25 protein-coding genes and 2 riboswitches are annotated in these 26480 nt (G+C 68.1%); of the genes, 10 read left to right on the top strand and 15 right to left on the bottom strand.

Annotated features, from left to right (window positions below; genetic code table 11):
* The first annotated feature begins 41 nt into the window (after window positions 1–41).
* On the top strand, window positions 42–1481 hold the full coding sequence (locus AC1ECW_RS03070) for an NAD-dependent succinate-semialdehyde dehydrogenase (protein ID WP_481201177.1): 1440 nt from the start codon (window positions 42–44) through the stop codon (window positions 1479–1481).
* On the opposite strand, the gene AC1ECW_RS03065 is transcribed toward AC1ECW_RS03070, so the two are convergent.
* The 7 genes from AC1ECW_RS03065 to AC1ECW_RS03035 all read right to left on the bottom strand — a co-directional run bounded on the left by AC1ECW_RS03065 (window position 1442) and on the right by AC1ECW_RS03035 (window position 8308).
* Window positions 1442–3319, bottom strand: a complete 1878-nt coding sequence (locus AC1ECW_RS03065) for an EAL domain-containing protein (protein WP_481201176.1) — start codon at window positions 3317–3319, stop codon at window positions 1442–1444. The genes AC1ECW_RS03070 and AC1ECW_RS03065 overlap by 40 nt on opposite strands.
* Before the next feature lie 25 nt (window positions 3320–3344).
* Window positions 3345–3728, bottom strand: a complete 384-nt coding sequence (locus AC1ECW_RS03060; RefSeq protein ID WP_409702879.1) for a DUF1987 domain-containing protein — start codon at window positions 3726–3728, stop codon at window positions 3345–3347.
* A 30-nt stretch (window positions 3729–3758) separates the two neighbouring features.
* Window positions 3759–4340 carry a SiaB family protein kinase gene (locus tag AC1ECW_RS03055; protein ID WP_409702877.1) on the bottom strand — a complete coding sequence of 194 codons (582 nt, stop codon included), beginning with the start codon at window positions 4338–4340 and terminating at the stop codon, window positions 3759–3761.
* Complete coding sequence (locus tag AC1ECW_RS03050) at window positions 4337–5623, bottom strand: SpoIIE family protein phosphatase (protein WP_481201175.1); 1287 nt, start codon at window positions 5621–5623, stop codon at window positions 4337–4339. The genes AC1ECW_RS03055 and AC1ECW_RS03050 overlap by 4 nt, the downstream gene beginning before the upstream one ends.
* A gap of 9 nt (window positions 5624–5632) precedes the next feature.
* Window positions 5633–6175 (bottom strand): hypothetical protein, encoded by a 543-nt coding sequence (locus AC1ECW_RS03045; protein WP_409702873.1) that lies wholly within the window; start codon window positions 6173–6175, stop codon window positions 5633–5635.
* A 57-nt stretch (window positions 6176–6232) separates the two neighbouring features.
* Window positions 6233–6320: riboswitch (cyclic di-GMP riboswitch) on the bottom strand.
* 41 nt (window positions 6321–6361) lie between these two features.
* Window positions 6362–7642 carry a D-amino acid dehydrogenase gene (locus AC1ECW_RS03040; RefSeq protein ID WP_409702871.1) on the bottom strand — a complete coding sequence of 427 codons (1281 nt, stop codon included), beginning with the start codon at window positions 7640–7642 and terminating at the stop codon, window positions 6362–6364.
* Between the two features lie 173 nt (window positions 7643–7815).
* Window positions 7816–7916: riboswitch (glycine riboswitch) on the bottom strand.
* A 74-nt stretch (window positions 7917–7990) separates the two neighbouring features.
* Entirely contained in the window at window positions 7991–8308 is a 318-nt protein-coding gene (locus AC1ECW_RS03035) for a nucleotide pyrophosphohydrolase (protein WP_409702869.1), read from the bottom strand.
* A gap of 91 nt (window positions 8309–8399) precedes the next feature.
* On the opposite strand from AC1ECW_RS03035, the gene AC1ECW_RS03030 reads away from it, so the two are divergent.
* Window positions 8400–9245, top strand: a complete 846-nt coding sequence (locus AC1ECW_RS03030; protein WP_481201174.1) for a YihY family inner membrane protein — start codon at window positions 8400–8402, stop codon at window positions 9243–9245.
* A gap of 34 nt (window positions 9246–9279) precedes the next feature.
* Here AC1ECW_RS03030 and AC1ECW_RS03025 read toward each other — a convergent pair whose 3' ends face one another.
* From AC1ECW_RS03025 to dnaA, 4 genes are all read right to left on the bottom strand, one after another.
* Window positions 9280–9804, bottom strand: coding sequence for a GIY-YIG nuclease family protein (locus AC1ECW_RS03025; RefSeq protein WP_481201173.1), 525 nt, complete (start codon window positions 9802–9804; stop codon window positions 9280–9282).
* Between the two features lie 195 nt (window positions 9805–9999).
* On the bottom strand, window positions 10000–12495 hold the full coding sequence (gyrB, locus tag AC1ECW_RS03020) for a DNA topoisomerase (ATP-hydrolyzing) subunit B (protein WP_481201172.1): 2496 nt from the start codon (window positions 12493–12495) through the stop codon (window positions 10000–10002).
* A gap of 121 nt (window positions 12496–12616) precedes the next feature.
* Window positions 12617–13723: a DNA polymerase III subunit beta gene (gene dnaN / locus AC1ECW_RS03015; RefSeq protein ID WP_481201171.1), complete on the bottom strand. Its 1107-nt coding sequence runs from the start codon at window positions 13721–13723 to the stop codon at window positions 12617–12619.
* Between the two features lie 264 nt (window positions 13724–13987).
* The gene (gene dnaA, locus AC1ECW_RS03010) at window positions 13988–15385 is read right to left on the bottom strand and encodes a chromosomal replication initiator protein DnaA (RefSeq protein WP_409706915.1); all 1398 of its coding nucleotides are present in this window, start codon (window positions 15383–15385) and stop codon (window positions 13988–13990) included.
* 371 nt (window positions 15386–15756) lie between these two features.
* On the opposite strand from dnaA, the gene rpmH reads away from it, so the two are divergent.
* From rpmH to AC1ECW_RS02980, 6 genes are all read left to right on the top strand, one after another.
* Window positions 15757–15891 carry a 50S ribosomal protein L34 gene (rpmH, locus tag AC1ECW_RS03005; protein WP_019561239.1) on the top strand — a complete coding sequence of 45 codons (135 nt, stop codon included), beginning with the start codon at window positions 15757–15759 and terminating at the stop codon, window positions 15889–15891.
* Complete coding sequence (locus tag AC1ECW_RS03000) at window positions 15851–16384, top strand: ribonuclease P protein component (protein ID WP_481201170.1); 534 nt, start codon at window positions 15851–15853, stop codon at window positions 16382–16384. Before rpmH ends, AC1ECW_RS03000 begins: the two co-directional genes overlap by 41 nt.
* Window positions 16381–16701, top strand: a complete 321-nt coding sequence (yidD, locus tag AC1ECW_RS02995) for a membrane protein insertion efficiency factor YidD (RefSeq protein WP_409706909.1) — start codon at window positions 16381–16383, stop codon at window positions 16699–16701. The genes AC1ECW_RS03000 and yidD overlap by 4 nt, the downstream gene beginning before the upstream one ends.
* Complete coding sequence (gene yidC / locus AC1ECW_RS02990; protein WP_481201169.1) at window positions 16698–18419, top strand: membrane protein insertase YidC; 1722 nt, start codon at window positions 16698–16700, stop codon at window positions 18417–18419. The genes yidD and yidC overlap by 4 nt, the downstream gene beginning before the upstream one ends.
* 77 nt (window positions 18420–18496) lie before the next feature.
* Window positions 18497–19873, top strand: coding sequence for a tRNA uridine-5-carboxymethylaminomethyl(34) synthesis GTPase MnmE (gene mnmE / locus AC1ECW_RS02985; protein ID WP_409706903.1), 1377 nt, complete (start codon window positions 18497–18499; stop codon window positions 19871–19873).
* Window positions 19874–20025: 152 nt separating this feature from the next.
* A complete protein-coding gene (locus AC1ECW_RS02980) occupies window positions 20026–20493 on the top strand; it encodes a cyclic nucleotide-binding domain-containing protein (RefSeq protein WP_481201168.1) in 468 nt (155 codons plus the stop codon).
* A 30-nt stretch (window positions 20494–20523) separates the two neighbouring features.
* Here the strand turns inward: AC1ECW_RS02980 and AC1ECW_RS02975 are convergent, their stop codons facing one another.
* From AC1ECW_RS02975 to AC1ECW_RS02960, 4 genes are all read right to left on the bottom strand, one after another.
* On the bottom strand, window positions 20524–21063 hold the full coding sequence (locus AC1ECW_RS02975) for an adenine phosphoribosyltransferase (protein WP_481201167.1): 540 nt from the start codon (window positions 21061–21063) through the stop codon (window positions 20524–20526).
* A 41-nt stretch (window positions 21064–21104) separates the two neighbouring features.
* Window positions 21105–21680, bottom strand: a complete 576-nt coding sequence (locus AC1ECW_RS02970; RefSeq protein ID WP_481201166.1) for a histidine phosphatase family protein — start codon at window positions 21678–21680, stop codon at window positions 21105–21107.
* A 13-nt stretch (window positions 21681–21693) separates the two neighbouring features.
* A complete protein-coding gene (locus AC1ECW_RS02965; protein WP_481201165.1) occupies window positions 21694–22668 on the bottom strand; it encodes an MBL fold metallo-hydrolase in 975 nt (324 codons plus the stop codon).
* A gap of 137 nt (window positions 22669–22805) precedes the next feature.
* Window positions 22806–24803: a monovalent cation:proton antiporter family protein gene (locus AC1ECW_RS02960; protein WP_481201164.1), complete on the bottom strand. Its 1998-nt coding sequence runs from the start codon at window positions 24801–24803 to the stop codon at window positions 22806–22808.
* 90 nt (window positions 24804–24893) lie between these two features.
* Here AC1ECW_RS02960 and AC1ECW_RS02955 point away from each other — a divergent pair, with 90 nt between their 5' ends.
* Both AC1ECW_RS02955 and AC1ECW_RS02950 read left to right on the top strand, forming a co-directional pair.
* Window positions 24894–25889, top strand: a complete 996-nt coding sequence (locus AC1ECW_RS02955; RefSeq protein ID WP_409709579.1) for a KpsF/GutQ family sugar-phosphate isomerase — start codon at window positions 24894–24896, stop codon at window positions 25887–25889.
* The gene (locus AC1ECW_RS02950) at window positions 25889–26479 is read left to right on the top strand and encodes a KdsC family phosphatase (protein ID WP_481201163.1); all 591 of its coding nucleotides are present in this window, start codon (window positions 25889–25891) and stop codon (window positions 26477–26479) included. The genes AC1ECW_RS02955 and AC1ECW_RS02950 overlap by 1 nt, the downstream gene beginning before the upstream one ends.
* Window position 26480 lies beyond the last annotated feature (1 nt).

The raw sequence follows: 26480 nt of genomic DNA, 5'->3' as shown, positions 1-26480 counted from the left end.
ACAATCGTAGGGTTGTCCTGATCAGCGATGATCTCTCCGCCATGACCTACCCCCACACCCAGCTCTTCATCGCCGGCCAGTGGTGCGACGCCGCCGACGGCCGCACGCTGCCCGTCTTCAACCCCGCCACCGGCCAGGAGATCGGCCGCGTGGCCCATGCGGGCCAGGCCGACCTGGATCGCGCCTTGCAGGCCGCCAAGCAGGGCTTCGAGACCTGGCGCGACATGGCCCCGGCCGAGCGCGCGAAGATCATGCGCCGTGCCGCCGCGCTGATCCGCGAGCGCGCCAACGAGATCGCCCCGCTCATCACCCAGGAGCAGGGCAAGCCGCTGGCCGAGGCCAAGGCCGAGACCCTGGCCGCCGCCGACCTCACCGAATGGTTCGCCGACGAGGGCCTGCGCGTGTACGGTCGCATCGTGCCCTCGCGCAGCCGGCCCGAGCTGCGCCAGATGGTGCTCAAGGACCCGGTGGGGCCGGTGGCCGCCTTCACGCCCTGGAACTTCCCGATCAACCAGGTCGTGCGCAAGGTGGGCCCCGCGCTGGCCGCGGGCTGCTCGATGCTGGTGAAAGCCGCCGAGGAAACCCCCGCCGGCCCGGCCGCGTACATCCGCGCGTTTGCCGACGCCGGCCTGCCCGCGGGCGTGCTGGGTCTGGTCTATGGCAACCCCGCCGAGATTTCGAGCTACCTCATCCCCCATCCCGTGATCCGCAAGATCACCTTCACCGGCTCCACGCCGGTGGGCAAGCAGCTCGCCGCGCTGGCCGGGCAGCACATGAAGCGCGTGACGATGGAGCTGGGTGGTCATGCCCCGGTCATCGTCTGCGAGGATGCCGACATCGCGCTGGCCGTGAAGACCGCAGGTGCTGCCAAATTCCGCAACGCCGGTCAGGTATGCATCTCGCCCACGCGCTTCCTGGTGCACGAGAGCATCCGCCAGGAATTCGCCCAGGCGCTGGCGCAGCACGCCCAAGGCCTGAAGGTGGGCGACGGCCTGGCCGAAGGCACACAAATGGGCCCGCTGGCCAACCCGCGCCGCCTGGCCGCGATGGCCGAGCTCACCCAAGACGCCGTGCGCAAGGGCGCCACCGTGCTCGCCGGCGGCGAGCGCATCGGCCACATTGGCAACTTCTGGCAGCCCACGATCCTGGCTGATGTGCCCCTGGATGCGCGCGTCTTCAACGACGAGCCCTTCGGCCCGGTGGCCGCGATCCGCTCCTTCAACACGCTGGACGAAGCCATCGCCGAGGCCAATCGACTGCCTTATGGCCTGGCCGCCTATGCCTTCACACGATCGCTGAAAAACGCCGACCTGCTCACGCGCCGCGTCGAAGTGGGCATGCTGTGGATCAACATGCCCGCCTTGCCCTCGGCCGAGATGCCCTTCGGTGGCATCAAGGACTCAGGCTATGGCTCCGAAGGCGGCCCCGAGGCGCTGGAGGCCTACGTCAACGTGCGCTCGGTGGCGGTGATGAACGTCTGAGACCTGCTGGGCTCTGGGGGCGTGGTCTGAACCGCCGTGGGGCCGGTGGCTTGAGCCACCTGGTTCGGGGCTTGCCGGCGCTCGACGAAGTAGTCGCTGCGGCTGCTTTGCTTGGCCACGCGCTTGGTGTCGGCCGCAGCGCGGGCGATTTGCCGGTGGGACTCGTACGCGCCCGCAGCGACTGGCACGACGCCGGCGGCCAGAGTGGCCAGCGGATGAAAGACGGGCAACCCCTGCCGGTTCAGGCTCACGTAGCCGCCGCGCTGCAAATGCTCGGCGCTGTACAGCCGCCGCACGGCTTCATCGAACTGACGCAACGCACTGTCGATGCGCGTGCGCCAGTCCTCGGATGTGAAGACGCTGACGAAGTCATCGCCGCCCACATGGCCCAGCATGTCGCGTTCAGGATCGTGCACGGCGCGCAAGACCTCGGCCGTCATCAGGATCATGTCGTCGCCCAGCCGGTAGCCATAGACATCGTTGAAGGCTTTGAATGAGCTGATGTCCCAGTGAACCACGACGAAGTCCTGCCCTTGGTCGAGCAGCTGATCGATATGCTCGTCCAGCGGCACGTTACCGGGGAGTTGCGTGAGCGGGTTGGCATAGCGCGCGGCCGACAGCTGGCTGTCGCTGACGGCGCGCAGCAAGTCGCTGATGCGGCCCATGCCGACGTACTGTCCACCATCGGTGACGATGAAGCCGTCGGTGAGATGGCGTTCGTCGATATTGGCCACAGCCTGGGCCATCGACTGCAAGGTGCTGCCGGCATCGAAGATGAGCGGATTGGCGTCCAGCAGCACCCGGCACGACTGTTTGCCGTACACGTCGCGAAAGTACAGTTGGCTGGCAGCCACCAGGCACTGGTGGCTGCGCAGCATGCCAATCGGTCGGCCCGCATCGTCCAGTACCGGCAAAGCGTATAGGTGGGGATCGTCCCGAAAGGCCGCAATCACCTCTTCGCAGCTGGCCGCCAGCGTGACGGTCTGGCAGGCGCGCGCCAGGTCGCGCGCCTGCGTGCGCCGGGCCCGGCGTGAGCCATCCAGCGCGCTGCGATCGCAGCCGCGCAGCAGTTGCACCAGCTCGGGCCGCAAGGTGGTGCGGGGGGTGGCCACGGGCTTGGCGATGACGTAGCCCTGGGCACAATGCACCCCGAGCTGACGCAGCAACAACAGGTCCGACTCCGTCTCGACGCCTTCGGCCACCACCCGGCTGTTGGTGGGGCGCGCCATGTCGAGCATCGAGCGGATGAATTGCTGGCGCAAAGGGTCCTGCGACAGTCCGTCGACGAAATGACGGTCGATCTTGACATACTGCGGACGCACCTCGGTCCAGCGCTTCAGCCCCGAGAACCCTTCGCCCAGATCGTCCAAGGCCACCACCAGGCCGGCCTGCTTGATCGCCGTGAGGGCATCGATCAGCTCTCGCGGGTCCGAGCCGGCATGGGTTTCGGTGAGCTCCAGGATCACCTTCGAGGGCTGCAATCCTGCTTGCGTGATGAGGCCCAGCAAGCGCCGGTCGAAATCGCCGATCTCCACGATGGACGCCGGCGTGACGTTCGCAAACAGCAAGCCCGGCAGCTTCAGCCGGGCAAAGGCTTTGAGCAGCACGTCCAGGGCGCGCCATTCCAGCTCGGCCAGGCGGCCCAGCATCGCGGCCGCTTCGAACAAGGCCACCGGCGAATGCAAGAAGGAGTCTGACGGGCCGCGGCTCAGGCCCTCATAGCCAATGATGTCTCCTCCATGCAAGTCGATGATGGGCTGGAAGTGCGGCACCACCGCGCCGTGCTCGATGATGCGGCGGATTTCCAGGGCCAAATCGGCCGATGCCACGGGGCTCATGGAATCGCTCGAACACGAAGGCGGCTCAGGCGCACGTCACGAGCCTCAAAGCGACATAGGGCAGGTCGCTGGCCAGATCGACACCGAGCTCGGCCATCACGTCGTCCTGGGCATCGTGCTCCCACTGCACCTCGACCTGTGCTCCGCGGCGGCCCAACGCGTCGAGCATGAGGAACAACTGGCGAAAGGCCTTGGTCGAGGCACTGTTCACGTAGTTCATTTGCACCTGCACCGCAAAGCGCAAGGGACGCTCCTGAGCAAAGTAGCGCTGCAACGTGCCCAGCAGCGGCTCGAAGAACACGAGCGGGTTTTCCGGATAGCACTCGCCGCGGATGCGCAGGTACTGCGCGCCGGGCTGGAATTCGATCTCTGGCGTGACAGTGGTGGCTGGAACACGAACGACGGACATGGGCAGTCTCCACAACGATGAAGCCAAGGTTCACAGCCGGGCATGCAAGACGAATATCACCCGCTCGTCGGCCGGCTCGCCGGTCGAGACGAAGGCATACTCCAGCGGCTGGCGGCTGTCGCGGGCGATGGTCAGCAACCCCAGGCCGCTGCCTCGGCTGTGTGGGTCGCGTCGGGCGTGCTCGTCATCGAGCAACTGGCGCCGGTAGCAGGCCTGGGTCTCCTCGCGGCTCATTGCGCGCAAACGCTCCATGCGCTGGCCGATGCGCTCCACATCCTCGCGATGCACCGGATTGGCACACAGGATCCAGCCCCCCCGGACAGCCTCGCCCGGGTTCGGCGCGGGGTCCAACCCCACGGTCAGCACCCCCACGCCAGCGCCGCGTCGCCCGCTGCGATCGCAGCCGTAATGCATGACGTTGTGTGCCATCTCCACGACGGCGGAAAAGAGCCGACGGCGCAAGCCTTGCGGCACCGAGGCCTCGACCAGGCGCTGCCGCACCGCCATGCCCAGGGCCTGCACCGTGTGCGGCTGGAAAAGTCCCTGATAGTGGACGCACAGCCCGGTCTGGGCAGCCTGGTCTGGCGGCGGCTCGTGTACAGCCGCCATCATGAGCGCACCCCGGGCAGCCGCAGGCACAAGGCCGTCACGTCGTCGCGGCGGCACTGCGCACCCTGCCAGGCTTTGAGCAGTTCGCTCAAGGCCGCCCCGACCTCGCTGGCCGAACGGTGGCGTTGCGCGGCGAAAAAGGCGGCCAATCGCTGTTTGCCCAGCGCGATGCCCTTGGGTCCTCCAGGCTGATCGATCACCCCATCGGTGACCACCATCGCCAAACGCGGCCGGTGCAAGACGATGCGGCGCGTGGTCCACACCGTTTCGTCGGGCGTGCCGGCATAGCCCACACCGTGCTTGTCGCCATCGACGCACACGACGCTGCCATCGGCTTCCAACACCAGCAAAGACAGATGAGCGCTGGCAAACAGCAGTTCATCGCGGCCTTCGGGCAGCCACAACATTGCGATATCCAGGCCGTCATCGTGGCCGAGCTCACCCGGGCGCCGCTGCACCTGCTGCCCCAGCACTCGGCGCACGTGTCGGTTCAATTGCGACAGCCAGTGCCCCGGATCGATCGGCTCGCCCGAGGGCCAGCCCTGCACCCGCTGCTCCAGCCACGACAAGACCACCAGCGTCATGAAAGCCCCGGGTACGCCGTGGCCCGTGCAATCGATGACCGCGGCCAGCGCCCCCTGCGGCAGACGGCGTACGAAATAGCCGTCACCGCCCACCACGTCGCGCGGCTCCCACCACAGACTGCTGTCGGGAAAAGCCTGCGCCAAATGCGCGTCAGAGTCGCGCAGATGCGCGCGCTGAATGTGGCTTGCGTAGTCGATGCTGGCCAGGAGCTGGCGGGTTTTCTCGGCCTCCAGTTCGGACATGGCCTGCATGAGCGCAAACCCGCTGCCCGTGCCGCTGTAGCGGCCATGACGCACCGTGATGAACCCATCTTTGAGCACACTTTCGCCCTGGTGCACCGCCATTCTCATCAACACCTCCACCGTGGTGTCTTCTTCCACCACCAAGGGCGAGGGATTCATCCAGGTCACGCAGGACTGACGCCCGAACAACTCCTTCGCATAGGGCTTGGCATAGCTTTCCATGAACACATGCTTGTTCACCAAGCCCATCGGCCGACCCTCGGCCACCACCGCCACATTCGTCTGCTCGGGGTGGCGGGTGAAAAAGCGCATCAGCTCATCGTTGGTGTGAGCGGGCGAGACGCTGGGGCTGTCGGTGCGCAGATCGGCCGCCTTGGTGGCCAGGCGCTTGTCGGGCGTGGCCGCATGCAAGGCATGAGAAGCGGCCAGCAGTTCGTGGATATCGTTCACCGCGTTCATCGTGGCGTTTCACTCGGCGGGCTGCAGCAAGGCCTGGGCCAGGCCTTGGGGCCACACCGCATGGACCTTGTCCAGAAAATGCGCGGCGCGCTCGGCGCCAGCGTGCTCGGCAATGCGCTGCGCGATGTCTTGCAGCCAGGCCTTCATTGACGCCTCGTCGAACACCGCGCGGGCCGCCTCGCGCACGGCCTGCTCCTGCGGACGCACCATCAGCGTGGCCAACTCCAACGCATAGAGCTTGGCCTGCGCCAAAGAGCGCTGCTCGCGCGGGCTCGACGCAAGTCCCCCGTGCTCCGACGCGGGTGCTGATCCCGCCTTGATCACGGGCCTGGACGCCCACTCCACCCAGCCCGCATCGAGCAAAGCCTGGATCTGCTGAGCATCGATGCCCAAGGTTTGCGCTGCCGCCGACAAGGCCTTCAACGGCTTGCGGCCATCGATGAGGATCAGGAAAGAGCGCTGCGCCCGCGTGCCGGTGAACCCGCGCTCTGCCAGCGCCTCTCGTCCTTTTGCCGTTTTGCGCAGGACGCCATCGACAGGCCATCCCGACATGCTTGCCCTCCAGGTTCAAACACCCGCGAGAACGATCGGCCAAGGCACAGGACTAGCCCAGGCGGCCCAGCCGGCATGGCGCCACAAGCGCTGTAGCCCGATGGCTTTGCGTCACCGCCTTTCGGCGGCTTTGCCTTTCTCTCGCGGTCCACCACCTTCGCGGCGGACCGCCAGTGTCACAAACCGTTACGACAAACGGATGACAGCCTCGCCGGGCGCAAGGCTGCGCGCGCCGACCGACGCCGACCGGCCCAAGGCGCGATCGACCACCGTGCCGACGAGATCGGCCGTGGCCGCCGACAGCGTCCAGCCCAGGTGGCCGTGGCCGGTGTTGTAGAACACGCGCGGATGACGGCCGCGGCCCACGCGGGGCATCATGTCGGGCATCATCGGCCGCAGCCCCGCCCAGGGCACCACGCTGCGCGTGGACACCCCCGGGAAGCAGCGCTCCACCCAGTCCACCAGCGGACGGATGCGGTCGGCCCGGATGTCGCGGTTCTCACCGTTGAACTCGGCCGTGCCGGCCACACGGAAGCGGTCCACGCCCAGCCGGCTCGTCACGATCTTGGTCTCGTCGTCGAGCAGGCTCACCGTGGGTGCGGCGGCCTGGCTGGCCTGGTCCAGCAGGTTCACGGTGATCGAATAGCCCTTCACCGGATAGACGTTGACCCGGTCGCCGAGCTGCGCGGCCAGGGCCCGGCTGGCCACGCCGGCGCACACCACCACCGCGTCGAAACGCAGATCGTGCTCGCCGCCAGGCCCGGCCAGCGTCACGCGCACGCCGTCGTCCAGCGCCTTGAGCCGGCGCACGTCCTGGCCGTACAGGCAACGCACGCCATGGCGCTGCGCCGCTTGCGCCAGCCCGTGGGTGAACTTGTGGATGTCCCCGGTGGTGTCGCTGTCGGTGTACCAGCCGCCGAAATAGCGGCCCGCCAACGTCGGCGCGATCGCGCGGATCTCCTCGGGCGTCACGGCGCGACGCTGCAGCCCGCCGGCGGCCAGCAGAGCAGACACGCGGCGGGCATGTTCGAAACCCGATCGGTCGCGGTAGATGTGCAAGATGCCTTCGCGCCGGTGGTCAAAGTCGATGCCCTCTTCGTCGGCCCACGCATACAGGTGCTCGCGCGCGGCGATCGCCAGGCGCGCCGTCTCGATGGTGTGGCGGCGGTAGTGCGGGATGCTGGCAATGAACTGCGCAAACCAGCTCAGCTTGTGCCAGCTCGGCCGCGGGTTCACCAGCAGCGGCGCGTCGCTCTTCAGCATCCACTTCAGGCCCTTCCAGACCGTGGCGGCGTGGTTCCACACTTCGGCGTTGGAGGCCGACAACTGCCCCCCGTTGGCATAGGAGGTCTCCATCGCGGCATAGCGATGGCGCTCGAACAGGGTGACGGCCAGACCGCGGCGGGCCAGGGCATAGGCGGTGGTGACGCCGGTGATGCCGCCGCCGATGACTGCAATGGAAGGCATGAGAGCTCCTCTCAGGGAAAGCCGCGCGTCGAGGATGGAGCCCGGGCTGCGCGAACCGCAGCCTGGACGCCCCCTCTGTTGCGGACCTGAGAGATTCGCGGGCGCACGGGGCTCCCGCTTGCTCCTTCGGTGCTGACCGGCGACGCGAACGGCCGGCAGCTCTTCAGAGTCGGTGGACGATGCCGGTCCTTGGGCCTGAGAGTTTCCGGGGCGGTTGCTCCTTCGGCGCCGCCTGGGCCAACACACCCCCGGCAGGCTCTCCCGACATCACCATGGCCGCCGTGGGGCAGCCATGACACCATTGTGCCTGAAGCGCTGCGCCGCGTCCCCTCCGAGCCGCTTGCCGCTTCATCGGCTAGCGGGAAACCGCTGCTCGTTGCGTTCGATCTTGCGCCGGGCCGCCTCCAGCACATCGACCTCCATCACCGTGGCCAACTGCACCAAGTACAGCAGCACATCGGCCATCTCGTCGGCCACCTCGGCCTTGCTGGCCGTATCGAGGTGGCCGCTTTGCGCCTCGCTCAGCCACTGGAAATGCTCGAGCAGCTCGCCGGCCTCCACCGCCAGGGCGCAGGCCAGGTTCTTGGGCGAATGGAAGCGCTGCCAGTCGCGCGCCTGGGCGAACTGCTGCAGGCGCTGGGCCAGCGCGGCCAGGGAATCCGTCATGGGCGCCTCCGGCGTCGAATCTTCACGGGAAAGGTGGCCTCGATTCTCGGACAATCCGCCCCGCGCCCGATACCGGCCCCTCGTGCCTGCCATGCTCTCCCGCCTTCGTCGACTCCTCGATCGCCTGCGCGACGCCCGCCTGGCCCAGGCGGCCGGCAGCCTGAGTTTCACGACGCTGCTGTCGCTCGTACCGTTGCTGGCCGTGGGCTTTGCATTACTGACCCAAGTGCCTGCCCTTCGGCCACTGCGTCAGACACTGGAAGCTCTGTGGCTGCCGCATCTGCTGCCACCGGACATCGCGCAGCCGGTGCTGCAACACCTCGGGCGCTTTGCCAACAACGCCCAGGCACTGAGCTGGAGCGGCTCGGCCCTGCTGCTCGTGGCCGCGCTGGCGATGATGCTCACGGTGGAGACGACGCTCAACCGCATCTGGCAGGTCCGCCAGGGGCGGCCGTGGCTCAAGCGTCTGGCACTGTATCTGCCCATGCTGGCTGCCGGGCCGCTGGTGTTGGGCGTGAGCCTGTGGGCCAGCTCACGGGCTTGGGCCCTGTCCAAAGGCCTGCTGAGCCCCTGGCCGCCGGCCGCCGAAGCGGTGTGGACGCTGGGGCCGGCCGCGCTGAGCCTTGCGATGCTGAGCTTGCTGTTCTACCTGATACCCCATGCCCCCGTGCGCCGGCGCGAGGCGCTGCTGGGCGGCCTGCTCGGCGCGGCCGCACTGGAAGCCGGCAAACAAGCCTTCGCCGCCTACGTGCTCACGCTGCCCACCTACCGCACGCTGTACGGCAGCTTTGCCGTGCTGCCGGTCTTCCTGCTGTGGATCTACTACTCCTGGGCCGTCACGCTGGCGGCGGCCGTTGTGGCGGCACACATCGGTTCAACCCAGCTTGGCGGCCGCACCAGCACGCGGCCCAGGCATCGGCCGCGCGGCTCGGCCTGAGCGCAGCAAGCGTTCGAATCCCCCATGGCCGTGCTCAACGGTAGGACGCGGGATCATTCCATGTGGGCCGCAGCAAAGACATACAGCCTTTTTCGAGCTGTTCCAGCGGTTCGAGATGGGGGTATGCGGCGCTGAAGCGCATCACCGCGTGCGGCGGAACATCGTTCACGCTCATGAAGCGCAGCTCGAACGGCCCCTGGCCGCGCTGCAGACCCTCAGCGATCTTGCGCACGCATCCCGCTTTCCGATTGGTGTGTGTCCAATAGTGAGACGCTGGTCCCCCAAGGCCTGGGCGCACCCAGCGTTTGATCACGGTTTTTTCTTTGGATTTCCCGACGTAGTGCACCTGGCCATGGCCGTCGAGGACGAAATAGATGAACGGCCCGGCCAGCCCCTTGCCTTCCAAGGGCTCGGTTGCCGCCTGGTGGACCGGCAGCGGCCCAAGGATCGGAAAGTCGATGTCAGCGTAGTCTTGCTTGTTCCTGCGAAATGAACCTGGCAGGACATGCTCGAATCGCCAGGCCAGGTGCGTGGGAAAGTCAGAAGGAATCGTTGCCATGACAGGTCGAGAGGCCACCAGGTCGCACAGCGGGGCTGGGGCGCCACGCTAACGTGGCCGCTGGCCACGCCCCACACGCGGCCATGCTGCCGCAACGATGGTTGGAGCGTCCCGGCTTGCTCGGTTTGCAAGGGAAAAGACCCCCGGCCATGAGCCCGGGGGCTTGTGGAGTCCATGGGTTGGCGATGCGCGGTGTCAGACGTCGATATTCGCCGCCCGCAGAGCGTTCGATTCGATGAAGTCCCGCCGCGGCTCCACCTCGTCGCCCATCAGCATCGTGAACACCCGGTCGGCCTCGATCGCATCTTCGATCTGCACGCGCAGCAGGCGGCGCACGTTGGGGTCCATCGTGGTTTCCCAAAGCTGCTCGGGGTTCATCTCACCCAGGCCCTTGTAGCGCTGACGTGACACGCTGTTCTCGGCCTGCTGCATCAGCCAGGCCATGGCCTGGCGGAAGTCGGTGACCTGGGCTTCCTTTTGCTTGTCGCCCTCGCCCTTGCGCACGATGGCATTGGGACCCACCAGGCCCTTGAACATGCGTCCGGCGGTGCTCAGGGCTTCGTAGTCGGCACCATGCACGAAGTCAGCGCTGATCACGCTGCTCTTGAGGTTGCCATGGTGGCGTCGGCTGATGCGCAGCATTTGCTTGTCAGTGCGCTCGTCGTAGACGGCCTCCACCTCGGCATCGTGCAGGGCGGCTTTCAGCGCGGCCGCCGAGGCGCGGGCCTGCTCGGCCGTGTCGAGCTGCAGCTCCAGGCCGTCGGCCAGGACACGCAGGGCTTCCACGTCCATCCAGTTGGCCAGGCGGTCGATCACGTTGTTGGCCAGCACGTACTGGCGCGCCAGGGTTTCGAGCGTCTCGCCTTCGAGCACCGTGCCGTTCACGCCGGTGTCCAGGCGCGCGTCCTTCAGCGCCACGCGCAGCAGGTAGGCATCGAGTTCGTGGGCGTCCTTCAGGTACTGCTCGTCCTTGCCCACCTTCACCTTGTACAGCGGCGGCTGGGCGATGTAGATGTGGCCGCGCTCGACCAGCTCGGGCATCTGGCGGTAGAAGAAGGTGAGCAGCAGGGTGCGGATGTGCGCGCCATCCACGTCCGCGTCGGTCATGATGATGATGCGGTGGTAGCGCAGCTTGTCCGGGTTGAAGTCGTCCTTGCCGATACCGGTGCCCAGGGCGGTGATCAGCGTGATGATCTCGTTGCTCGACAGCAGCTTCTCATAGCGCGCCTTCTCCACGTTCAGGATCTTGCCGCGCAGCGGCAAGATGGCCTGGAACTTGCGATCGCGGCCCTGTTTGGCCGAGCCGCCGGCCGAGTCGCCCTCGACGATGTAGATCTCGCTGAGCGCCGGGTCCTTTTCCTGGCAGTCGGCCAGCTTGCCGGGCAGGCCCAGGCCGTCGAGCACGCCCTTGCGGCGCGTCATCTCGCGCGCCTTGCGCGCGGCCTCGCGGGCGCGGGCGGCCTCCACGATCTTGCCGCAGATGATCTTGGCGTCGGTGGGGTTCTCCAGCAGCCAGTCGGTGAGCTTGCTGGCGACGATCTCCTCCACCGGCCCGCGCACCTCGCTGGAAACCAGCTTGTCCTTGGTCTGGCTGGAAAACTTCGGCTCGGGCACCTTGACGCTGACCACGCAGGCCAGGCCTTCGCGCATGTCGTCACCGCTGATCTCGACCTTGGCCTTCTTGGCCAGTTCGTTGTCCTCGATGTACTTGTTGATCACCCGCGTCATCGCCGCACGCAAACCCGTGAGGTGGGTGCCGCCGTCGCGTTGCGGGATGTTGTTCGTGAAGCACAGGACATTTTCGTTGTATCCGTCGTTCCACTGCATCGCCACCTCGACGCCGATGGTGGTGCCTTGCTCGCTGAGCTTCTCGCCCACGGCATGGAAGACGTTGGGGTGCAGAACCTTCTTGCCCTGGTTGATGAAATCGACGAAGCCCTTGACCCCACCGACGAAGGCGAAGTTGTCCTCCTTGTTGTGGCGCTCGTCCACCAGGCGGATCTTCACACCGTTGTTCAGGAAGGACAGCTCGCGCAGGCGCTTGGCGAGGATGTCGTAGTGGAAGTCGTTGTTCTGCTGGAAGATCTCGTCATCGGGCAGGAAGTGCACCTCGGTGCCGCGCTTGTCGGTCTCGCCGATGACCTTCATCGGACTGACCTCGACGCCGTCGCGCACCTCGATCACGCGGTCTTGCGGCACGCCCTTGCGGAATTCGAGGAAGTGCACCTTGCCATCGCGGCGCACCGTCAGCCTCAGCCATTTGGACAGCGCGTTCACGCAGGACACGCCCACCCCATGCAGGCCGCCCGAGACTTTGTAGCTGTTCTGGTTGAACTTGCCGCCTGCGTGCAGCTCGGTCAGCGCGATCTCGGCGGCCGAGCGCTTGGGCTCGTGCTTGTCATCCATCTTCACGCCGGTGGGAATGCCGCGGCCGTTGTCGATGACGGAGATCGAATTGTCGGTGTGGATGGTGACGACAATGTCGTCGCAGTGCCCGGCCAATGCCTCGTCGATGGAGTTGTCCACCACCTCGAAGACCAGGTGGTGCAAACCCGTGCCGTCGGAGGTGTCGCCGATGTACATGCCGGGGCGCTTGCGTACGGCTTCCAGGCCCTCGAGGATCTGGATGCTGCTTTCGCCATACCCACCGCCGTCAACGGGCTGGGGCTGAGGGGCTTGGTTCTCGCTCATGACTGCCTAACGTAGAAGGCCCGGTACGGGACCGGGTGTCAATCGGGACAGAACCCCCGCTGGGGCGGGGGCAGGGATGCGCCATGAAGCGCACGGCGGCAACTGGCCGCCTCAGGCGGGGCTAGATCCGCATCGGCATCACGACGTACTTGAAGCCGTTGTCGTCCGGGATGGTGATCAGCGCACTGGAGTTGGCATCCTGCAGCTCCACCTTCACCATGTCCTGGTTCATGTTGGCCAGGGCGTCGACGAGGTAGGTCACGTTGAAGCCGATCTCGATGGTGTCGCCACCGTAGTCGATCTCGAGTTCTTCCTTGGCTTCTTCCTGCTCGGCATTGCTCGAGGCGATGCGCAGCAGGCCCGGTTCGATGTTGATGCGCACCCCCTTGAACTTCTCGCTGGTGAGGATGGCCGCGCGCTGCAGGCTGGCCAGCAGCGCCGCACGGCCCAGCGTGAGGCTGTTCTTGTGGTTCTTGGGGATCACGCGGTTGTAGTCGGGGAACTTGCCCTCGACCAGCTTGGTGACGAATTCCATGCCCGAGAAGTTGAACTTGGCCTGGTTGCCGGCAAAGCGCATTTCGATGGGGGTGTCTTCGTCCTTGAGCAGGCGCTGCAGCTCCAGCACGGTCTTGCGCGGCAGGATGACCTCCTGGCGCGGCATCTCCACGTCCAGCGTGGCGCTGGCCAGGGCCAGGCGGTGGCCGTCGGTGGCCACCAGCGTGAGCTGCTTGCCTTCGGCGACGAAGAGGATGCCGTTGAGGTAGTAGCGGATGTCGTGCACCGCCATCGCGAAGTGCACCTGGCCGATCAGGCCCTTGAGCGTCTTTTGCGGCACGCTGAAGCTGGGGCCGAAGTCGGCGGCTTCCTGCACCAGCGGGAAATCCTCGGCCGGCAGGGTCTGCAGCGTGAAGCGGCTCTTGCCGCCGGTCAGCGTGAGCTTGTTCTGATGGGCCGACAGCGACACCACCTGGTCGGCCGGCAGCGAGCGCAGGATGTCGATCAGCTTGCGCGCCCCCACCGAGGTGCTGAACTGGCCGGCATCCCCATCCAGCTCGGCCGTGGTGCGCACCTGGATTTCCAGGTCGCTGGTGGTGAACTCCACCTGGGCCCCGGTCTTGCGGATCAGCACATTGGCCAGGATGGGCAGGGTATGGCGGCGCTCCACGATGCCGGCCACGGCCTGCAGGGCGCCGAGCACTTGGTCCTGGGGTGCTTTCAACACAATCATGTGAACCTCTTGAGGTGGTAGCCGTAGTAGGGGGCCGGTGTTTTTGTGGAAAACGCTATTTTGTCTCGTTCGATCAAGGCCTTGGGCCAGGGACAAGCCTGTGGCCGGCCGCCGGGCAAACGCGCGGGCGAACCGACAACAACTTCGCGCCGGCGCGCCGGCCTGTGGACAAGACGGGGCTTGTTCGAAACTTGTCCCCAGCTTTGTGCTTTGACAACAGTGTTTCCCTTGTGCCAGTCAAGCGGGTGAAGAAAGGAGAGGGCCTCAGCCTTTGAGGGTCTGTTCCAGCACGTGCAACTGCTGGTTCAGTTCGGTGTTCTTGCTGCGCTCGCCGCCGATCTTGCGCACCGCGTGCAGCACGGTGGTGTGGTCGCGACCGCCGAAGAGCTCGCCGATCTCGGGCAGGCTCTTCTGCGTGAGCTCCTTGGCCAGGTACATCGCGATCTGGCGCGGCCGGGCGATCGAGGCGGGCCGCTTCTTCGAATACATGTCGGCCACCTTGATCTTGTAGAAGTCGGCCACGGTCTTCTGGATGTTCTCGACCGAGATCTGCCTGTTTTGTATCGAGAGCAAGTCCTTGAGCGCCTCGCGGGCCAACGCGATGTTGATTTCCTTGTGGGAAAACCGTGAATAAGCCAGGATCTTGCGCAGCGCGCCTTCGAGCTCGCGCACGTTGGCGCGCACGTTCTTGGCCACGAAGAAGGCCACGTCCTCGGGCATCTGGGCGCCTTCGGTCTCGGCCTTCTTGATCAGGATGGCCACGCGCATCTCCAGCTCGGGCGGCTCGATGGCCACGGTCAGGCCCGAGTCGAAGCGGCTGGTCAGGCGCTCGTCGATGTCCACCAACCCCTTGGGGTAGGTGTCGCTGGTCATGATGATGTGTGCCTTCTTGGCCAGCAGGGCCTCGAAGGCGTTGAAGAACTCCTCCTGGGTGCGGTCCTTGCCGGCGAAGAACTGCACGTCGTCGATCAGCAGCAGGTCGAGCTGGTGGTATTTGGCCTTGAGCTCGTCGAAGGTCTTGCGCTGGTAGTTCTTCACCACGTCGGAGATGAACTGCTCGGCGTGCAGGTAGAGCACCTTGGCGTCGGGCCGGTCGGCCAGCAAGGCATTGCCCACGGCGTTCATCAGGTGGGTCTTGCCCAGGCCCACCCCGCCGTAGATGAACAGCGGGTTGTACATCTGGCCCGGGGCGCCGGCCACATGCAGCGCGGCGGTGCGGGCCATCTGGTTGGCCCGGCCGGGCACCAGGGTGTCGAAGGTCAGGCTGGGGTTGAGCCGGTGGCGTGAAGGCTGCGGCGCCGGCGGGGCCGGCGCCACGGCCGGGCTGGCCGAGCCGTTCATTCCCATGGGGGCCGATGCGGCCGGCGCTGAGGGGGCCGCAGCCACCGGCCGGGCAGGCATGTGCTCGCGCGGTGCCAGCGTCAGTTCCAGCCGCACCGGCTGGCCATGCAGCTCGGCCAGCAGGGTTTCGATGCGGGCGGCGTACTGGTTGCGGATCCAGTCCAGCTTGAACCGGTTGGGCACGCGCACGGACAGCACCGGTCCGGCCTCGCCCTGCGCGAGCTGGCCTGGGGGCAGGGGACGGATCCAGGTGGCGTATTGCTGTTCGGGCAGTTCGGCGGCGAGTCGTTCGCAGCAGCGCTGCCACAAGTCGGAGCTCATGGAATTGTGGAAAACTTATTTCTGGAGCCGCGCGATTCTAGCCCTGCACGGCCGTGCCAGGACGACTTATCCACAGAATATGTGTTCGGATAAACCCCGGCCTGCCACTTGGCTTGGCGGCAGAGTCATTGACCACCAAGGGTGGCATTTGGTGTAATTGAGGGTTTCCCGGACTTTCGTGAGCCTGCGCCCAGGCACCTTGCACGTGATGTCATGCCCAGGGCGTGCACACCGCGGCAAGGGTGAGCGGCAGCGGTGGGCGCGGCAGGTGCCGGGAGGCCCCCCAACCCCATGCCGGGCCTGTGCCCCGCAGTGGTTTTGACGCCCCCAGGCTGTCCGGCCCGGGCGGAGTTCTCCGAGAGGATCCGATCATGAAACGTACTTACCAGCCTTCCAAGGTTCGCCGCGCCCGCACGCACGGCTTCCTGGTGCGCATGAAGACCAAGGGCGGCCGCAAGGTCATCAATGCCCGTCGCGCCAAGGGCCGCAAGCGCCTGGCCGTCTGACCCTGGCAGCGCGGCGAACGCCGGCTTGGCCCTGCCTGCAGCCCCTGCCCACCTGGTGCGGCTTTCGCGCCGCGCCGATTTCGAACGGGTTCTGGGGGCCGGTGCTTCGGCCATCGCAGCCCGCAGCCCGCACTTCGTGCTGCACCACCTGCCCGTTGGGGCTAAGTTGTCAACAGGGGGCGAGCCTGAGGTGGCGCCCCTTGTGGATGTCTCAGCGGTCACGGCCCGCACGCTGGCCGTCGGCGTGGTGATCCCGAAGCGCTGGGCGCGCCGTGCGGTCACGCGCAATGTGCTCAAGCGGCAGATGTACGCGGCTTTCGCGCGCCATGCCCCGGCCCTGCCCGGCGGGATGTGGGTGGCTCGCCTGCGTGCCGCCTTCGATCCTGAACAATTCCCCAGTGCCGATTCCACGGCGCTGCGCCGCGCCGTGCGCGCCGAGGCCGAGGCCCTGATGAACGCCGCCGCGCGGCGTGGGGCCGGGAGGGCAGCATGATCGCCGCGGCCCTCAAGGCCCTGGTGCGCGCTTACCAGTGGTTTTTCAGCCCCTGGGTGGGCGGCGACTGCCGCTTCGAACCGAGCTGCTCGGCCTATGCCCTGCAGGCGCTGGACCGCCATGGCGCGGCCATGGGCAGCTACCTTGCCGCGCGCCGGCTGCTGCGCTGTCACCCTTGGTGCCAGGGAGGCCATGACCCGGTGCCCCCGCGCAGCACCGGGGGCGCTGCGCGGCCGGCGGGCCTGTTCACCCGCCACCTCGAGCCCGGCCCCGCTCCGGGTGTCCCGTCTCCTACCAACAGCGAGCCGTCTCCATGACCGATATGCGCCGCACCATCCTGTGGGTGGTGTTCTCGATGTCCCTCATCCTGCTCTGGGATGCCTGGAACAAGCACACCGGCCGGCCGTCGATGTTCTCGCCGACGCCAGTGGCCCAGCAGCCGGCGGTCTCCGCGGCGCCGGCCGACGGCACCGCCTCGGCCGCCGCGCTGCCTGCGCCCGCCGCAGGAGCCACGCCCGGCAGCATCGCCACCCAGGCACCTGCGCCTGCGGCCGGCAGCGCCGCGGCGCAACGGCTGGAGATCACCACCGACGTGGTCAAGGCCGTGATCGACACCCAGGGGGGCACGCTGAGTCACCTGGAGCTGTTGAACTACGCCGATCAGGAGGACCGCAGCCGCAACGTGGTGCTGCTCGACCAGTCGGCCCAGCGGGTCTACCTGGCCCAGACCGGCCTGATCAACAAGGACGACGCCGGCGAGCGCTTTCCCAACCACTTCACCGTGATGACGGCCGAGGAGGGCGGTGCGCGCCGCCTGGCCGACGGCCAGGATCGTCTGGAGGTGAAGCTGAGCTCGCCGGTGGTGGGCGGGTTGCAGTACATCAAGACCTATACCTTCCAGCGCGGCCAGTACACCATCGGTGTGCGTCACGAGGTGATCAACCGCGCCGAGGCCCCGCGCGAGCCACAGCTGTATCTGCAGCTCGTGCGCGATGGCAACCCGCCTCCGGGCGAGTCGGCCTTCTACTTTACCTTCACCGGCCCGGCGCTCTATACCGACCAGAAGAAGTTCCACAAGATCGACTTCAAGGACATCGAACGTGGCAAGGCCGAGACGGCCGCACCGGCCGACAACGGCTGGATCGCGATGGTGCAGCACTACTTCGCCTCGGCCTGGCTGCTCAACGTGCCCGGCCATGACCGGCTGGCCCGCGAGTTCCGCACCGCCAAGGTGAGCAACAACCTGTACTCGATCGCGATGGTCGTGCCGCTGCCGCCGGTGGCCGCCGGCGAAAGCCGTACCGTCGAGACCACGCTCTTCGTGGGCCCGCAGGAGGAAAAGAAGCTCGCCGCGCTGGCGCCGGGGCTGGAGCTCGTGAAGGACTACGGCTGGTTCACCATCCTGTCCAAGCCGCTGTTTTGGCTGCTCGACAAGCTCCATGCCCTGTTGGGCAACTGGGGCTGGTCCATCGTCGCCCTGGTGGTGCTGCTCAAGGCGGCCTTCTATGGCCTGAACGCCAGTGCCTACCGCTCGATGGCCAAGATGAAGGCCGTGGCGCCGCGCATCACCGAGCTGCGCGAGCGCTACAAGGACAAGCCGCAGCAGATGCAGCAGGAGATGATGCGCATCTACCGCGAGGAGAAGGTCAACCCCATGGGCGGCTGCCTGCCCATCCTGATCCAGATCCCGGTGTTCATCGCGCTGTACTGGGTGCTGCTGTCGTCGGTGGAGATGCGCAACGCGCCGTGGATCCTGTGGATCGATGACCTCTCGGCCAAGGACCCGTACTACATCCTGCCGCTGCTGATGACGGCCTCCACGCTGCTGCAGACCTGGCTGAATCCCACGCCGCCCGACCCGATCCAGGCCAAGATGATGTGGATCATGCCGCTGATGTTCTCGGTGATGTTCTTCTTCTTCCCGGCCGGCCTGGTGCTGTACTGGCTGACGAACAACCTTCTGTCGATCGCTCAGCAGTGGTACATCAACAAGAAGCTCGGCGTGCTGGACCTGAAGTTCTCGCCCAAGAGCTGAGGCGTCTACGGCCCGAGCGCAACGCCCCGGGGTGAGCGCCTCGGGGCGTTCGTGTTTTTGTGCGCACAATGCCGGCCATGCTGCCCCGACATCACGACCCGATCGTTGCCATCGCCACCGCCCCCGGTCGCGGGGCGGTGGGCATCGTGCGCGTGTCCGGGCGCGATCTCTCGGGCTTCGTGCGCGCCCTGCTGGGCCGCTCGCTCGTGCCGCGCCATGCGCACTATCTGCCTTTCACCGATGCACAGGGCCAGGCCATCGACCACGGCCTGGCGCTGTACTTCCCGGCGCCGCATTCCTACACCGGCGAGGACGTGCTGGAGCTGCAGGCCCATGGCGGCCCGGTGGTGCTGCAGTTGCTGCTGGCGCGCTGCCTGGATGTGGCGGCGCAGGCCTTGCCGGGGCTGCGGCTGGCCGAGCCCGGCGAGTTCACCGAGCGGGCCTTTCTGAACGACAAGCTCGACCTGGCCCAGGCCGAGGCGGTGAGCGACCTGATCGAGGCCAGCACCGAGGCCGCTGCACGGTCGGCCGGCCGCTCGCTGGCCGGTGCCTTCTCGCAGCAGGTGGAGGGCCTGCGCGAGCGGCTGGTGCGTCTGCGCCTGCTGGTGGAGGCCACGCTGGACTTTCCCGAGGAGGAGATCGACTTCCTCGAAAAGGCCGACGCACGCGGCCAGCTCGACGGCGTGCGCACGGCCCTTCAGGCGCTGCTGGACCAGGCGCACCAGGGCGCCTTGCTGCGCGAAGGCATCCGGCTCGTGCTGGCCGGCCAACCCAATGTGGGCAAGAGCTCGCTGCTCAACGCCCTGGCCGGGGCGGAACTGGCCATCGTCACCCCCATCCCCGGCACCACCCGCGACAAGGTCAGCCAGACCATCCAGATCGAGGGCGTGCCGGTGCATGTGATCGACACCGCGGGGCTGCGCGAGGCCACCGACGAGGTCGAGCGCATCGGCATCGCACGAAGCTGGAGCGAGATCGCCCAGGCCGATGTGGTGCTCTTTCTGCACGACCTCACGCGCCTGGGGCAGACGGACTATGACGCCGGCGAGACCGACATCGCCGGGCGGCTGCCGCCGGGCCCGCAGGTGGTGCACGTCTACAACAAGCTCGATGCCCGCGGCCTGCCGCCGGGCCTACCGCAGCCGCACGTGGCCTTGTCGGCCAAGACCGGCGAGGGCCTGGAGGCCCTGCGCCGCCTGCTGCTCGAACAGGTGGGCTGGCATGCGCAGCCCGAGGGGGTGTTCATCGCGCGCGAGCGCCACCTGCGCGCGCTGCGCCGCACGGCCGAGCATCTGGCGCGGGCGCACGACCACGCGCGCGCGGCCGATGCCGCACTGGACCTCTTGGCCGAGGAGCTGCGGCTGGCCCACGAGGCCCTGGGCGAGATCACCGGCCGCATGACGCCCGATGAGCTGCTGGGCGAGATCTTCCGCAAGTTCTGCATCGGCAAGTAACGGGCGCCGACGGGCGCGCGGCAGGCCACCCGGCTGCGGGGGGCGGCATTGTGGGGCCTTGGGCCCCCGGCCCATAATGGTGTGTTCGATGCCGGGGTGCTGAGCGTGTGCGCAGCGCGACGGCAGCGCAGCCGTGCAAAGGACAGAAGAACATGGAAGCCCAGGAGTTGATCCAGGCGGTGCAATCGCTCAACACCGAGGACGCCTTCCGTCCGCGTCTCGATGCCCAGCAATGGCGCACTCTCACGCAATTCCTCACCCGCCACGAGGTGCGCATGGGCGACCAGGTGATCCGCCAGGGGGACCGCGACCGCGCGATGTACTTCCTGGCCCAGGGCACGATGCAGGTCTTCGTGCCCGGTGCCGCGCCCGGCGCCAACAAGGTGGCCATCCTGCGTCCCGGCGCGGTGATGGGCGAGCCCTCGCTGTTTGCCGAGGGCCCGCGCATGGCCACCGTGGAGGCCATGACCCCCGGCGTGATCTACGCGCTGCGTCTGCCGCGCCTGGAGGAGCTGGCCGCGCGCATGCCCGCGGTGGCCTTGGAGGTCTTGCGCGCAGCCGGTGCGGTGATGGCCATCCGCATGCGCTCCAATCTGGCTCACCGCATGCCGATGACCTGAGCAGGCCCGGCCGGGCCGGCCCTGGCGCCCTCAGTGTCCCTCGAAGCTCACGAGGGTGAACAGCGGCAGGCCGGCCGCGCGCAGCTTGGCGCCGCCGCCCAGTTCCGGCAGCTCGACGATGGCCGCCCCCTCGATCACCGAGGCGCCCAGGCGTTCGAGCAGCCGCTTGCCCGCCATCATCGTGCCGCCGGTGGCGATCAGGTCGTCGATCAGCACGACGCGGTCGCCGGCCTTCACGGCGTCGGTGTGCAGTTCCACCGTGGCCGACCCGTATTCCAGCTCGTAGGTCTCCTCCACCGTCGTGAAGGGCAGTTTGCCCTTCTTGCGGATTGGCACGAAGCCCACATTGAGCTCGTAGGCCAGCACCGAGCCGATGATGAAGCCGCGCGCGTCCAGTCCGGCCACCACGTCCACGGTGGTGTCGAAGTAGCGGTGCACGAACTGGTCGATCAGCACGCGGAAGACCTTGGGGTTTTGCAGCAGCGGTGTGATGTCGCGGAACTGCACGCCCGGCGAGGGCCAGTCGGGCACGGTGCGGATGTGGCGCTTGATGTAGTCGGAGGTGTCCATGGCAGGGGCGCAAAGAGGCGGGCGGGCCGCCCGCGCGCGTCTCAGTCGCCCAGGCTCAGCCGGCCCAGCATTGTGCCGCCATCGGGGCCTTCGCGGAGCACCACCGCCTCACCCATGTCGACCCAGGCGCCGGTGAGCGCCGTGATGTTGACCTGGTGGGTGACCCAGGCCTCGAAGCCCTGCGCCGGCAAGCGTGTCAGCGCGAGCCGCAGTGCGGCGGTCTGCGGCTCGCGCTGACCGGCGCGCTCGGCGAAGAAGGAGTGCAGCGCGGGCCAGACCTCGTGCCGGCCGAACGCCAGCTCGGCCGTGTCGATGCAGCGGCACCAGCCGCTGGAACGCACGGCCGTGGGCACGAGTCCGTGCGCCGCCAGGGCCTGGCCGATGCGCCGTGCCTGCGCCCGGCCGGCCTCGGAGAGCTGGCGTTGGGTATGGCATTGCCCCAGGCGGAACCCGGGGGGGTCGCCCACGCCGGGCTCGGTGCGGGCATGGCGCAGCATCAGCACGGTGCCGCCCTCGCGCAGGGCGGCCAGGAGTGCGGCCTCCTGGCCTTGGGCGCGGCCTAGCGAGGGCCCCAGCCCCAGCGCGACCAGGCCGTGCAGGGCGAGACGGCGCTGCATGCCTGGGCGAGACTCAGGTCGAGACCGGCGTGAAGTCGTAGCCGTCACCGCGGGCCCGGATGGTGCCGAAGGCCGGGAAGGGGAAGTGGTAGCCCCCCACCGTCACGCCGTCTTGGGCCGCCATCGAGAGGATCTTGCGACGCACGGCGCGGGCGGCCTGGGGGTCCATGTCGAAACTCACCGCCCAGTCGGGCTGGCGCACGAACAGGGCGGCGATGTTGGACAGGTCGGCCATGTTGAGGAAGCGCCGGCCGCGCGATTCGACCTCGAACATCGACATGCCCGGGGTGTGGCCATGGGCCGAGACGGCGCGCAGGCCCGGCATCAGCGTGGCGTCCGGCGCGAACCGGCGCACCTGGCCGGCGATGGGGCCGAAGACGCGACGCACGTTCTGGAAGGCGCCGCGCATCGCTTCGGGGGCGGCGTTCATGCGGGCGTCGTCCATCCAGTAGGCCCATTCGACTTCGGGCACCCAGACCTCGGCCCGGGTGAAGGGCGTCTGGCCGTCGCGGTGACGCAGGCCATTGATATGGTCGCCATGGAAGTGAGTGATCACCACGGTGTCGATGCTGTCGGGCGCGATGCCGGCAGCCTGCAGGTTGGCCAGCAGCCGGCCGGTGGTGGGGGCCCCGAAGCTGCCGTTGCCGGTGTCCATCAGGATGCGGCGTTCGCCCATGACCGCGACGAAGGCCGTGAAGCTGATGTCCACATGTGTGGTGGGCAGGCCCGCCTCGCTGAGCGCGGCCTGGACCTGGGCCAGCGGCACGTCGCGCACGAAGCCCTCGGCCAGCGGGCGGCGGGCCACGCCATCGTTGACGGCAATGATGTCGACGTCACCGATGCGCAGCCGGGCGAAGCCGGGACTGGGCAGGCTGGGCGTGCCCAGGTCGGGCGCGTTCTGCGCCCAGGCGGGCGCAAAGCCCAGGGCCCCGAACGCGCCGAGGGTGAAGGCGGCGGATCCGGCGAGGAACTGGCGGCGGTGCAGCATGGGAACGCTCCTGTTCAGATGGCGACTGATGGGTAGCACGGACAGCGCGATCGTCGCCCCATCCGGGGCCGGCCGCCAGAAGCGCCGACAAATCCCCGGGAGGTTGCGGGCTTTGCGCGCTGTGCGCGCGAAGCCCTTCAGGCCGCCAGCAGGCGCTCCTCGGCGCGGGCCAGGGCCTCGGGCAGGCCCGAGAGCACCAGGGTGTCGTCGCCGTGGAGCAGCAGCTCCAGGTCGGGCCGCACCACCGCACCCTGGGCGCGGCGCACCGAGACCACCTGCACGCCCAGGGCTTCCAGCGCCAGGCGGTGCAGCGGCTGGCCGCTCCAGGGCGAGCCTGCGGGCAGGGTGACGGACTGCAGGCGCTGCGTGTGGAGGTCGTCGACGCCGCTGTCGTCGGCGCCGTGGAAGTAGCCGCGCAGCAGGCTGTAGCGGGCCTCGCGCTGCTCCTGCACGCGGCGCAGCACCCGGCGCATCGGCACGCCCACCAGGGCCATCGCATGCGAGGCCAGCATCAACGAGCCCTCGATCGCTTCGGGCACCACCTCGGCCGCGCCGGCCGCGCGCAGGCGTTCGAGGTTGGCGTCGTCGATGGTGCGCACGATCACCGGCACCTTCGGGGCGTGCTCGCGCACGAGCTGCAGGATCTTCAGCGCCGAGGGCGTGTCGTGGTAGCTCACCACCACCGCGCTGGCGCGCGACAGGCCGGCGGCCACCAGGCTCTGCAGCCGAGCCGCGTCGCCGAAGACCACGCTCTGGCCGGCCGCGGCGGCCTGGCGCACGCGGTCGGGATCGAGGTCCAGGGCCATATAGGGAATGCCCTCGGCCTCCAGCAGCCGGGCCAGGTTCTGGCCGCTGCGGCCATAGCCGCAGATGATCACGTGGGCTTCGGTGCGGATGGACTTTTTCGCAATGCTGGTGAGCTGCACCGACTGCAGCATCCAGTCGTTGCCCGACAGGCGCATCACGATGCGGTCGGCATGCTGGATGATGAAGGGCGTGGCCAGCATCGACAGCACCATGGCGGCCAGCACCGCGCTGCGCAGGTCGGTGGGCACCAGGCCGCGATCGGTGGCGAGGTTGAGCAGCACCAGGCCGAACTCGCCGGCCTGGGCGAGGTAGAGCCCGGTGCGCAGCGCCACGCCGGTGGGCGAGCCGAAGAGCTTGGCCAGCGCGGCGATGAAGGCGAACTTGAACAGCAGCGGCAGCGTGAGCAGCAGCAGCACCAGCGGCCATTGCTGCCACACCACGCGCCAGTCCAGCAGCATGCCGATGGTGATGAAGAACAGGCCCAGCAGCACGTCGTGGAAGGGCCGGATGTCGGCCTCGACCTGGTGCTTGTACTCGGTCTCGGCGATCAGCATGCCCGCGACAAAGGCGCCCAGGGCCAGCGACAGCCCGGCGTGTTCGGTCAGCCAAGCCAGCCCGAGGGTGACCAGCAGCACGTTGAGGATGAAGAGCTCCTCGCTCTTGCGCCGCGCCACCAGGGTGAGCCACCAGCGCATCACGCGCTGACCCCCCACCAGCAGCACACCCAGCAGCGCCATGGCCTTCAGCAGGGCCAGGCCCAGGTCGCGGGCCATCGCCTCGGCGGCCGCGCCCAGCGAGGGGATGAGCACCAGGAAGGGCACCACGGCCAGGTCCTGGAACAGCAGCACGCCGATCACGCGCCGGCCGTGCTCGCTGTCGAGCTCCAGCCGCTCGGCCATCAGCTTGACCACGATGGCGGTGGACGACATCGCCAGCGCGCCGCCCAGGGCCAGTGCAGCGGGCCAGGCGAGATCCCAGGAGCGGCCCACCAGGCCCAGCCCGAAGGCCAGCAGGGCATTGCCGCCCACGGCCAGCACCACCGTGCCCACCACCTGGCTCAGGCCCAGCCCGAAGACGAGGCGGCGCATGCTCTTGAGCTTGGGCAGGTTGAACTCCAGCCCGATCACGAACATCAGGAAGACCACGCCGAACTCGGCGAGATAGCGGATGCCGGCCGAATCCTTGGCCAGGGCCGTCGCGTTGGGCCCGATCAGCACGCCCACGACCAGGTAGCCGAGCATCGGGGGCAGCTTCAGGCTGCGGCAGGTCACCACCCCCAGCACGGCAGCCAGCAGGTACAGCAGGACGAGATCGAGGGTGGAGGCCATGTCGTGCGCAGGAAAGGCCGGCGCGAGCCGGGCCCGGCGCCTAGAATCTGCGGATCGTAAACGAGCCGCGCCGCTTGGCGGCCTGCACCCATGTCCAGCCCGTCTGCTCCCGGATACCACGCCGACCGTGCCATCTCGCTGGCCCGCCAGACCCTCGAGATCGAGGCCCAGGCGCTGCTGGCCCTGCGCGACCGCCAGGGCGAACCCTTCGCCCGGGCCGTGCAGACCATCCTCGGCTGCAGCGGCCGCGTCGTCGTGATGGGCATGGGCAAGAGCGGCCATGTGGGCCGCAAGATCGCCGCCACGCTGGCCTCCACCGGCACGCCGGCGATGTTCGTCCACCCCGCCGAGGCCAGCCACGGCGACCTGGGCATGGTCACCCCCTCGGACGTGGTGATCGCGATCTCCAACTCCGGCGAGAGCGACGAGCTTACCGCCATCTTGCCCTTGCTCAAGCGCCTGGGCGTGCGCCTGATCGGCATGACCGGACGCGCTGCGTCCACGCTTGCGCGCCACAGCGACGTGATGCTCGACACCTCGGTGGCGCAGGAGGCCTGCCCGCTCAATCTCGCGCCCACGGCCAGCACCACCGCGCAGATCGCCCTGGGCGACGCGCTGGCGGTGGCGCTGCTGGACGCCCGGGGCTTTCGCGAGGAGGACTTCGCACGCTCACACCCGGGCGGTGCCCTGGGCCGCAAGCTGCTCACCCATGTGCGCGACGTGATGCGCCAAGGCGAAGCCGTGCCGCGCGTGCGGCCCGAGACGGGCTTCTCGGCGATGATGCGCGAGATGTCTGCCAAGGGCCTGGGCGCCACGGCCATCGTCGATGCCGATGACCGGGTGCTGGGCATCTTCACCGACGGCGACCTGCGCCGCCAGATCGAGCAGGGCCGCGACCTGCGCGGCCTGACGGCCGGCGAGCTGATGACCCGCCAGCCCCGCACGGTGCGAGCCGACGCCCTGGCGGTCGAGGCGGCCGACCTGATGGAGGAGGCCCGCATCACCTCGGTGCTGGTGGTCGACGAGGCCGGCCGCTTGGTGGGGGCGCTCAACAGCAACGACCTGATGCGTGCCAAGGTGATCTGATGAGCCGCGAGCTGCAACCGGCGCTGTCGGCGCCGCCCGAGCTGCTGCTGCGCGCCCAGGGCCTGCGGGCGGCGATCTTCGACGTGGACGGCGTGCTCACCGACGGGCGGCTGTACATCGGCGAGGACGGCGAAGCCTTCAAGGCCTTCCACGTGCTGGATGGGCATGGCATCAAGCTGCTGGCACGCGCCGGCATCGAGCCGGTGGTCATCACCGGCCGGGATTCGCCCGCGGTGCGCCGCCGCCTGGGCGACCTGGGCGTTGTCGAAGCCCGCTTTGGGGTGGCCGACAAGCTCGCGGTGGCCCAGGCGCTGCTGGACGAGCGCGGCTGGGCCTGGGCCGAGGTGGCCGTGATCGGCGACGACTGGCCCGACCTGCCGCTGATGGTGCGCGCCGGCTGGGCCTGCGCACCGGCCAATGCCCACGCCGAGGCCAAGGCCGTGGCCCACCATGTGTGCACGCTGCGCGGCGGCGAGGGTGCGGCCCGCGAGTTCTGCGACCTGCTGCTGATGGCCAGCGGACGCTACGCCCGGCTGCTGCAGGGCCATTTGCAGACCCTGGACGACGGCCGCGCGGCGGCCGGGGCCTGAA

Source organism: Caldimonas hydrothermalis, from assembly GCF_056746695.1.
Note: the sequence above shows the minus strand (reverse complement) of the source record. Positions and strands in the feature narration are given on the sequence as shown.

What these genes read in the sequence shown, in the direction of transcription:
- AC1ECW_RS03025 (WP_481201173.1), bottom strand. Translation starts at nt 9,804, where the DNA reads ATGGCAACGATTCCTTCTGACTTTCCCACGCACCTGGCCTGGCGATTC.
- AC1ECW_RS03030 (WP_481201174.1), top strand. Translation starts at nt 8,400, where the DNA reads ATGCTCTCCCGCCTTCGTCGACTCCTCGATCGCCTGCGCGACGCCCGC.
- AC1ECW_RS02965 (WP_481201165.1), bottom strand. Translation starts at nt 22,668, where the DNA reads ATGCTGCACCGCCGCCAGTTCCTCGCCGGATCCGCCGCCTTCACCCTC.
- AC1ECW_RS02950 (WP_481201163.1), top strand. Translation starts at nt 25,889, where the DNA reads ATGAGCCGCGAGCTGCAACCGGCGCTGTCGGCGCCGCCCGAGCTGCTG.
- AC1ECW_RS03000 (WP_481201170.1), top strand. Translation starts at nt 15,851, where the DNA reads ATGCCCGTCGCGCCAAGGGCCGCAAGCGCCTGGCCGTCTGACCCTGGC.
- AC1ECW_RS03045 (WP_409702873.1), bottom strand. Translation starts at nt 6,175, where the DNA reads ATGTCGGGATGGCCTGTCGATGGCGTCCTGCGCAAAACGGCAAAAGGA.
- AC1ECW_RS03040 (WP_409702871.1), bottom strand. Translation starts at nt 7,642, where the DNA reads ATGCCTTCCATTGCAGTCATCGGCGGCGGCATCACCGGCGTCACCACC.
- AC1ECW_RS03065 (WP_481201176.1), bottom strand. Translation starts at nt 3,319, where the DNA reads ATGAGCCCCGTGGCATCGGCCGATTTGGCCCTGGAAATCCGCCGCATC.
- AC1ECW_RS02980 (WP_481201168.1), top strand. Translation starts at nt 20,026, where the DNA reads ATGGAAGCCCAGGAGTTGATCCAGGCGGTGCAATCGCTCAACACCGAG.
- AC1ECW_RS03055 (WP_409702877.1), bottom strand. Translation starts at nt 4,340, where the DNA reads ATGATGGCGGCTGTACACGAGCCGCCGCCAGACCAGGCTGCCCAGACC.
- mnmE (WP_409706903.1), top strand. Translation starts at nt 18,497, where the DNA reads ATGCTGCCCCGACATCACGACCCGATCGTTGCCATCGCCACCGCCCCC.
- dnaA (WP_409706915.1), bottom strand. Translation starts at nt 15,385, where the DNA reads ATGAGCTCCGACTTGTGGCAGCGCTGCTGCGAACGACTCGCCGCCGAA.
- AC1ECW_RS03050 (WP_481201175.1), bottom strand. Translation starts at nt 5,623, where the DNA reads ATGAACGCGGTGAACGATATCCACGAACTGCTGGCCGCTTCTCATGCC.
- AC1ECW_RS03070 (WP_481201177.1), top strand. Translation starts at nt 42, where the DNA reads ATGACCTACCCCCACACCCAGCTCTTCATCGCCGGCCAGTGGTGCGAC.
- gyrB (WP_481201172.1), bottom strand. Translation starts at nt 12,495, where the DNA reads ATGAGCGAGAACCAAGCCCCTCAGCCCCAGCCCGTTGACGGCGGTGGG.
- AC1ECW_RS02970 (WP_481201166.1), bottom strand. Translation starts at nt 21,680, where the DNA reads ATGCAGCGCCGTCTCGCCCTGCACGGCCTGGTCGCGCTGGGGCTGGGG.
- AC1ECW_RS03060 (WP_409702879.1), bottom strand. Translation starts at nt 3,728, where the DNA reads ATGTCCGTCGTTCGTGTTCCAGCCACCACTGTCACGCCAGAGATCGAA.
- rpmH (WP_019561239.1), top strand. Translation starts at nt 15,757, where the DNA reads ATGAAACGTACTTACCAGCCTTCCAAGGTTCGCCGCGCCCGCACGCAC.
- dnaN (WP_481201171.1), bottom strand. Translation starts at nt 13,723, where the DNA reads ATGATTGTGTTGAAAGCACCCCAGGACCAAGTGCTCGGCGCCCTGCAG.
- AC1ECW_RS02975 (WP_481201167.1), bottom strand. Translation starts at nt 21,063, where the DNA reads ATGGACACCTCCGACTACATCAAGCGCCACATCCGCACCGTGCCCGAC.
- yidD (WP_409706909.1), top strand. Translation starts at nt 16,381, where the DNA reads ATGATCGCCGCGGCCCTCAAGGCCCTGGTGCGCGCTTACCAGTGGTTT.
- yidC (WP_481201169.1), top strand. Translation starts at nt 16,698, where the DNA reads ATGACCGATATGCGCCGCACCATCCTGTGGGTGGTGTTCTCGATGTCC.
- AC1ECW_RS03035 (WP_409702869.1), bottom strand. Translation starts at nt 8,308, where the DNA reads ATGACGGATTCCCTGGCCGCGCTGGCCCAGCGCCTGCAGCAGTTCGCC.
- AC1ECW_RS02955 (WP_409709579.1), top strand. Translation starts at nt 24,894, where the DNA reads ATGTCCAGCCCGTCTGCTCCCGGATACCACGCCGACCGTGCCATCTCG.
- AC1ECW_RS02960 (WP_481201164.1), bottom strand. Translation starts at nt 24,803, where the DNA reads ATGGCCTCCACCCTCGATCTCGTCCTGCTGTACCTGCTGGCTGCCGTG.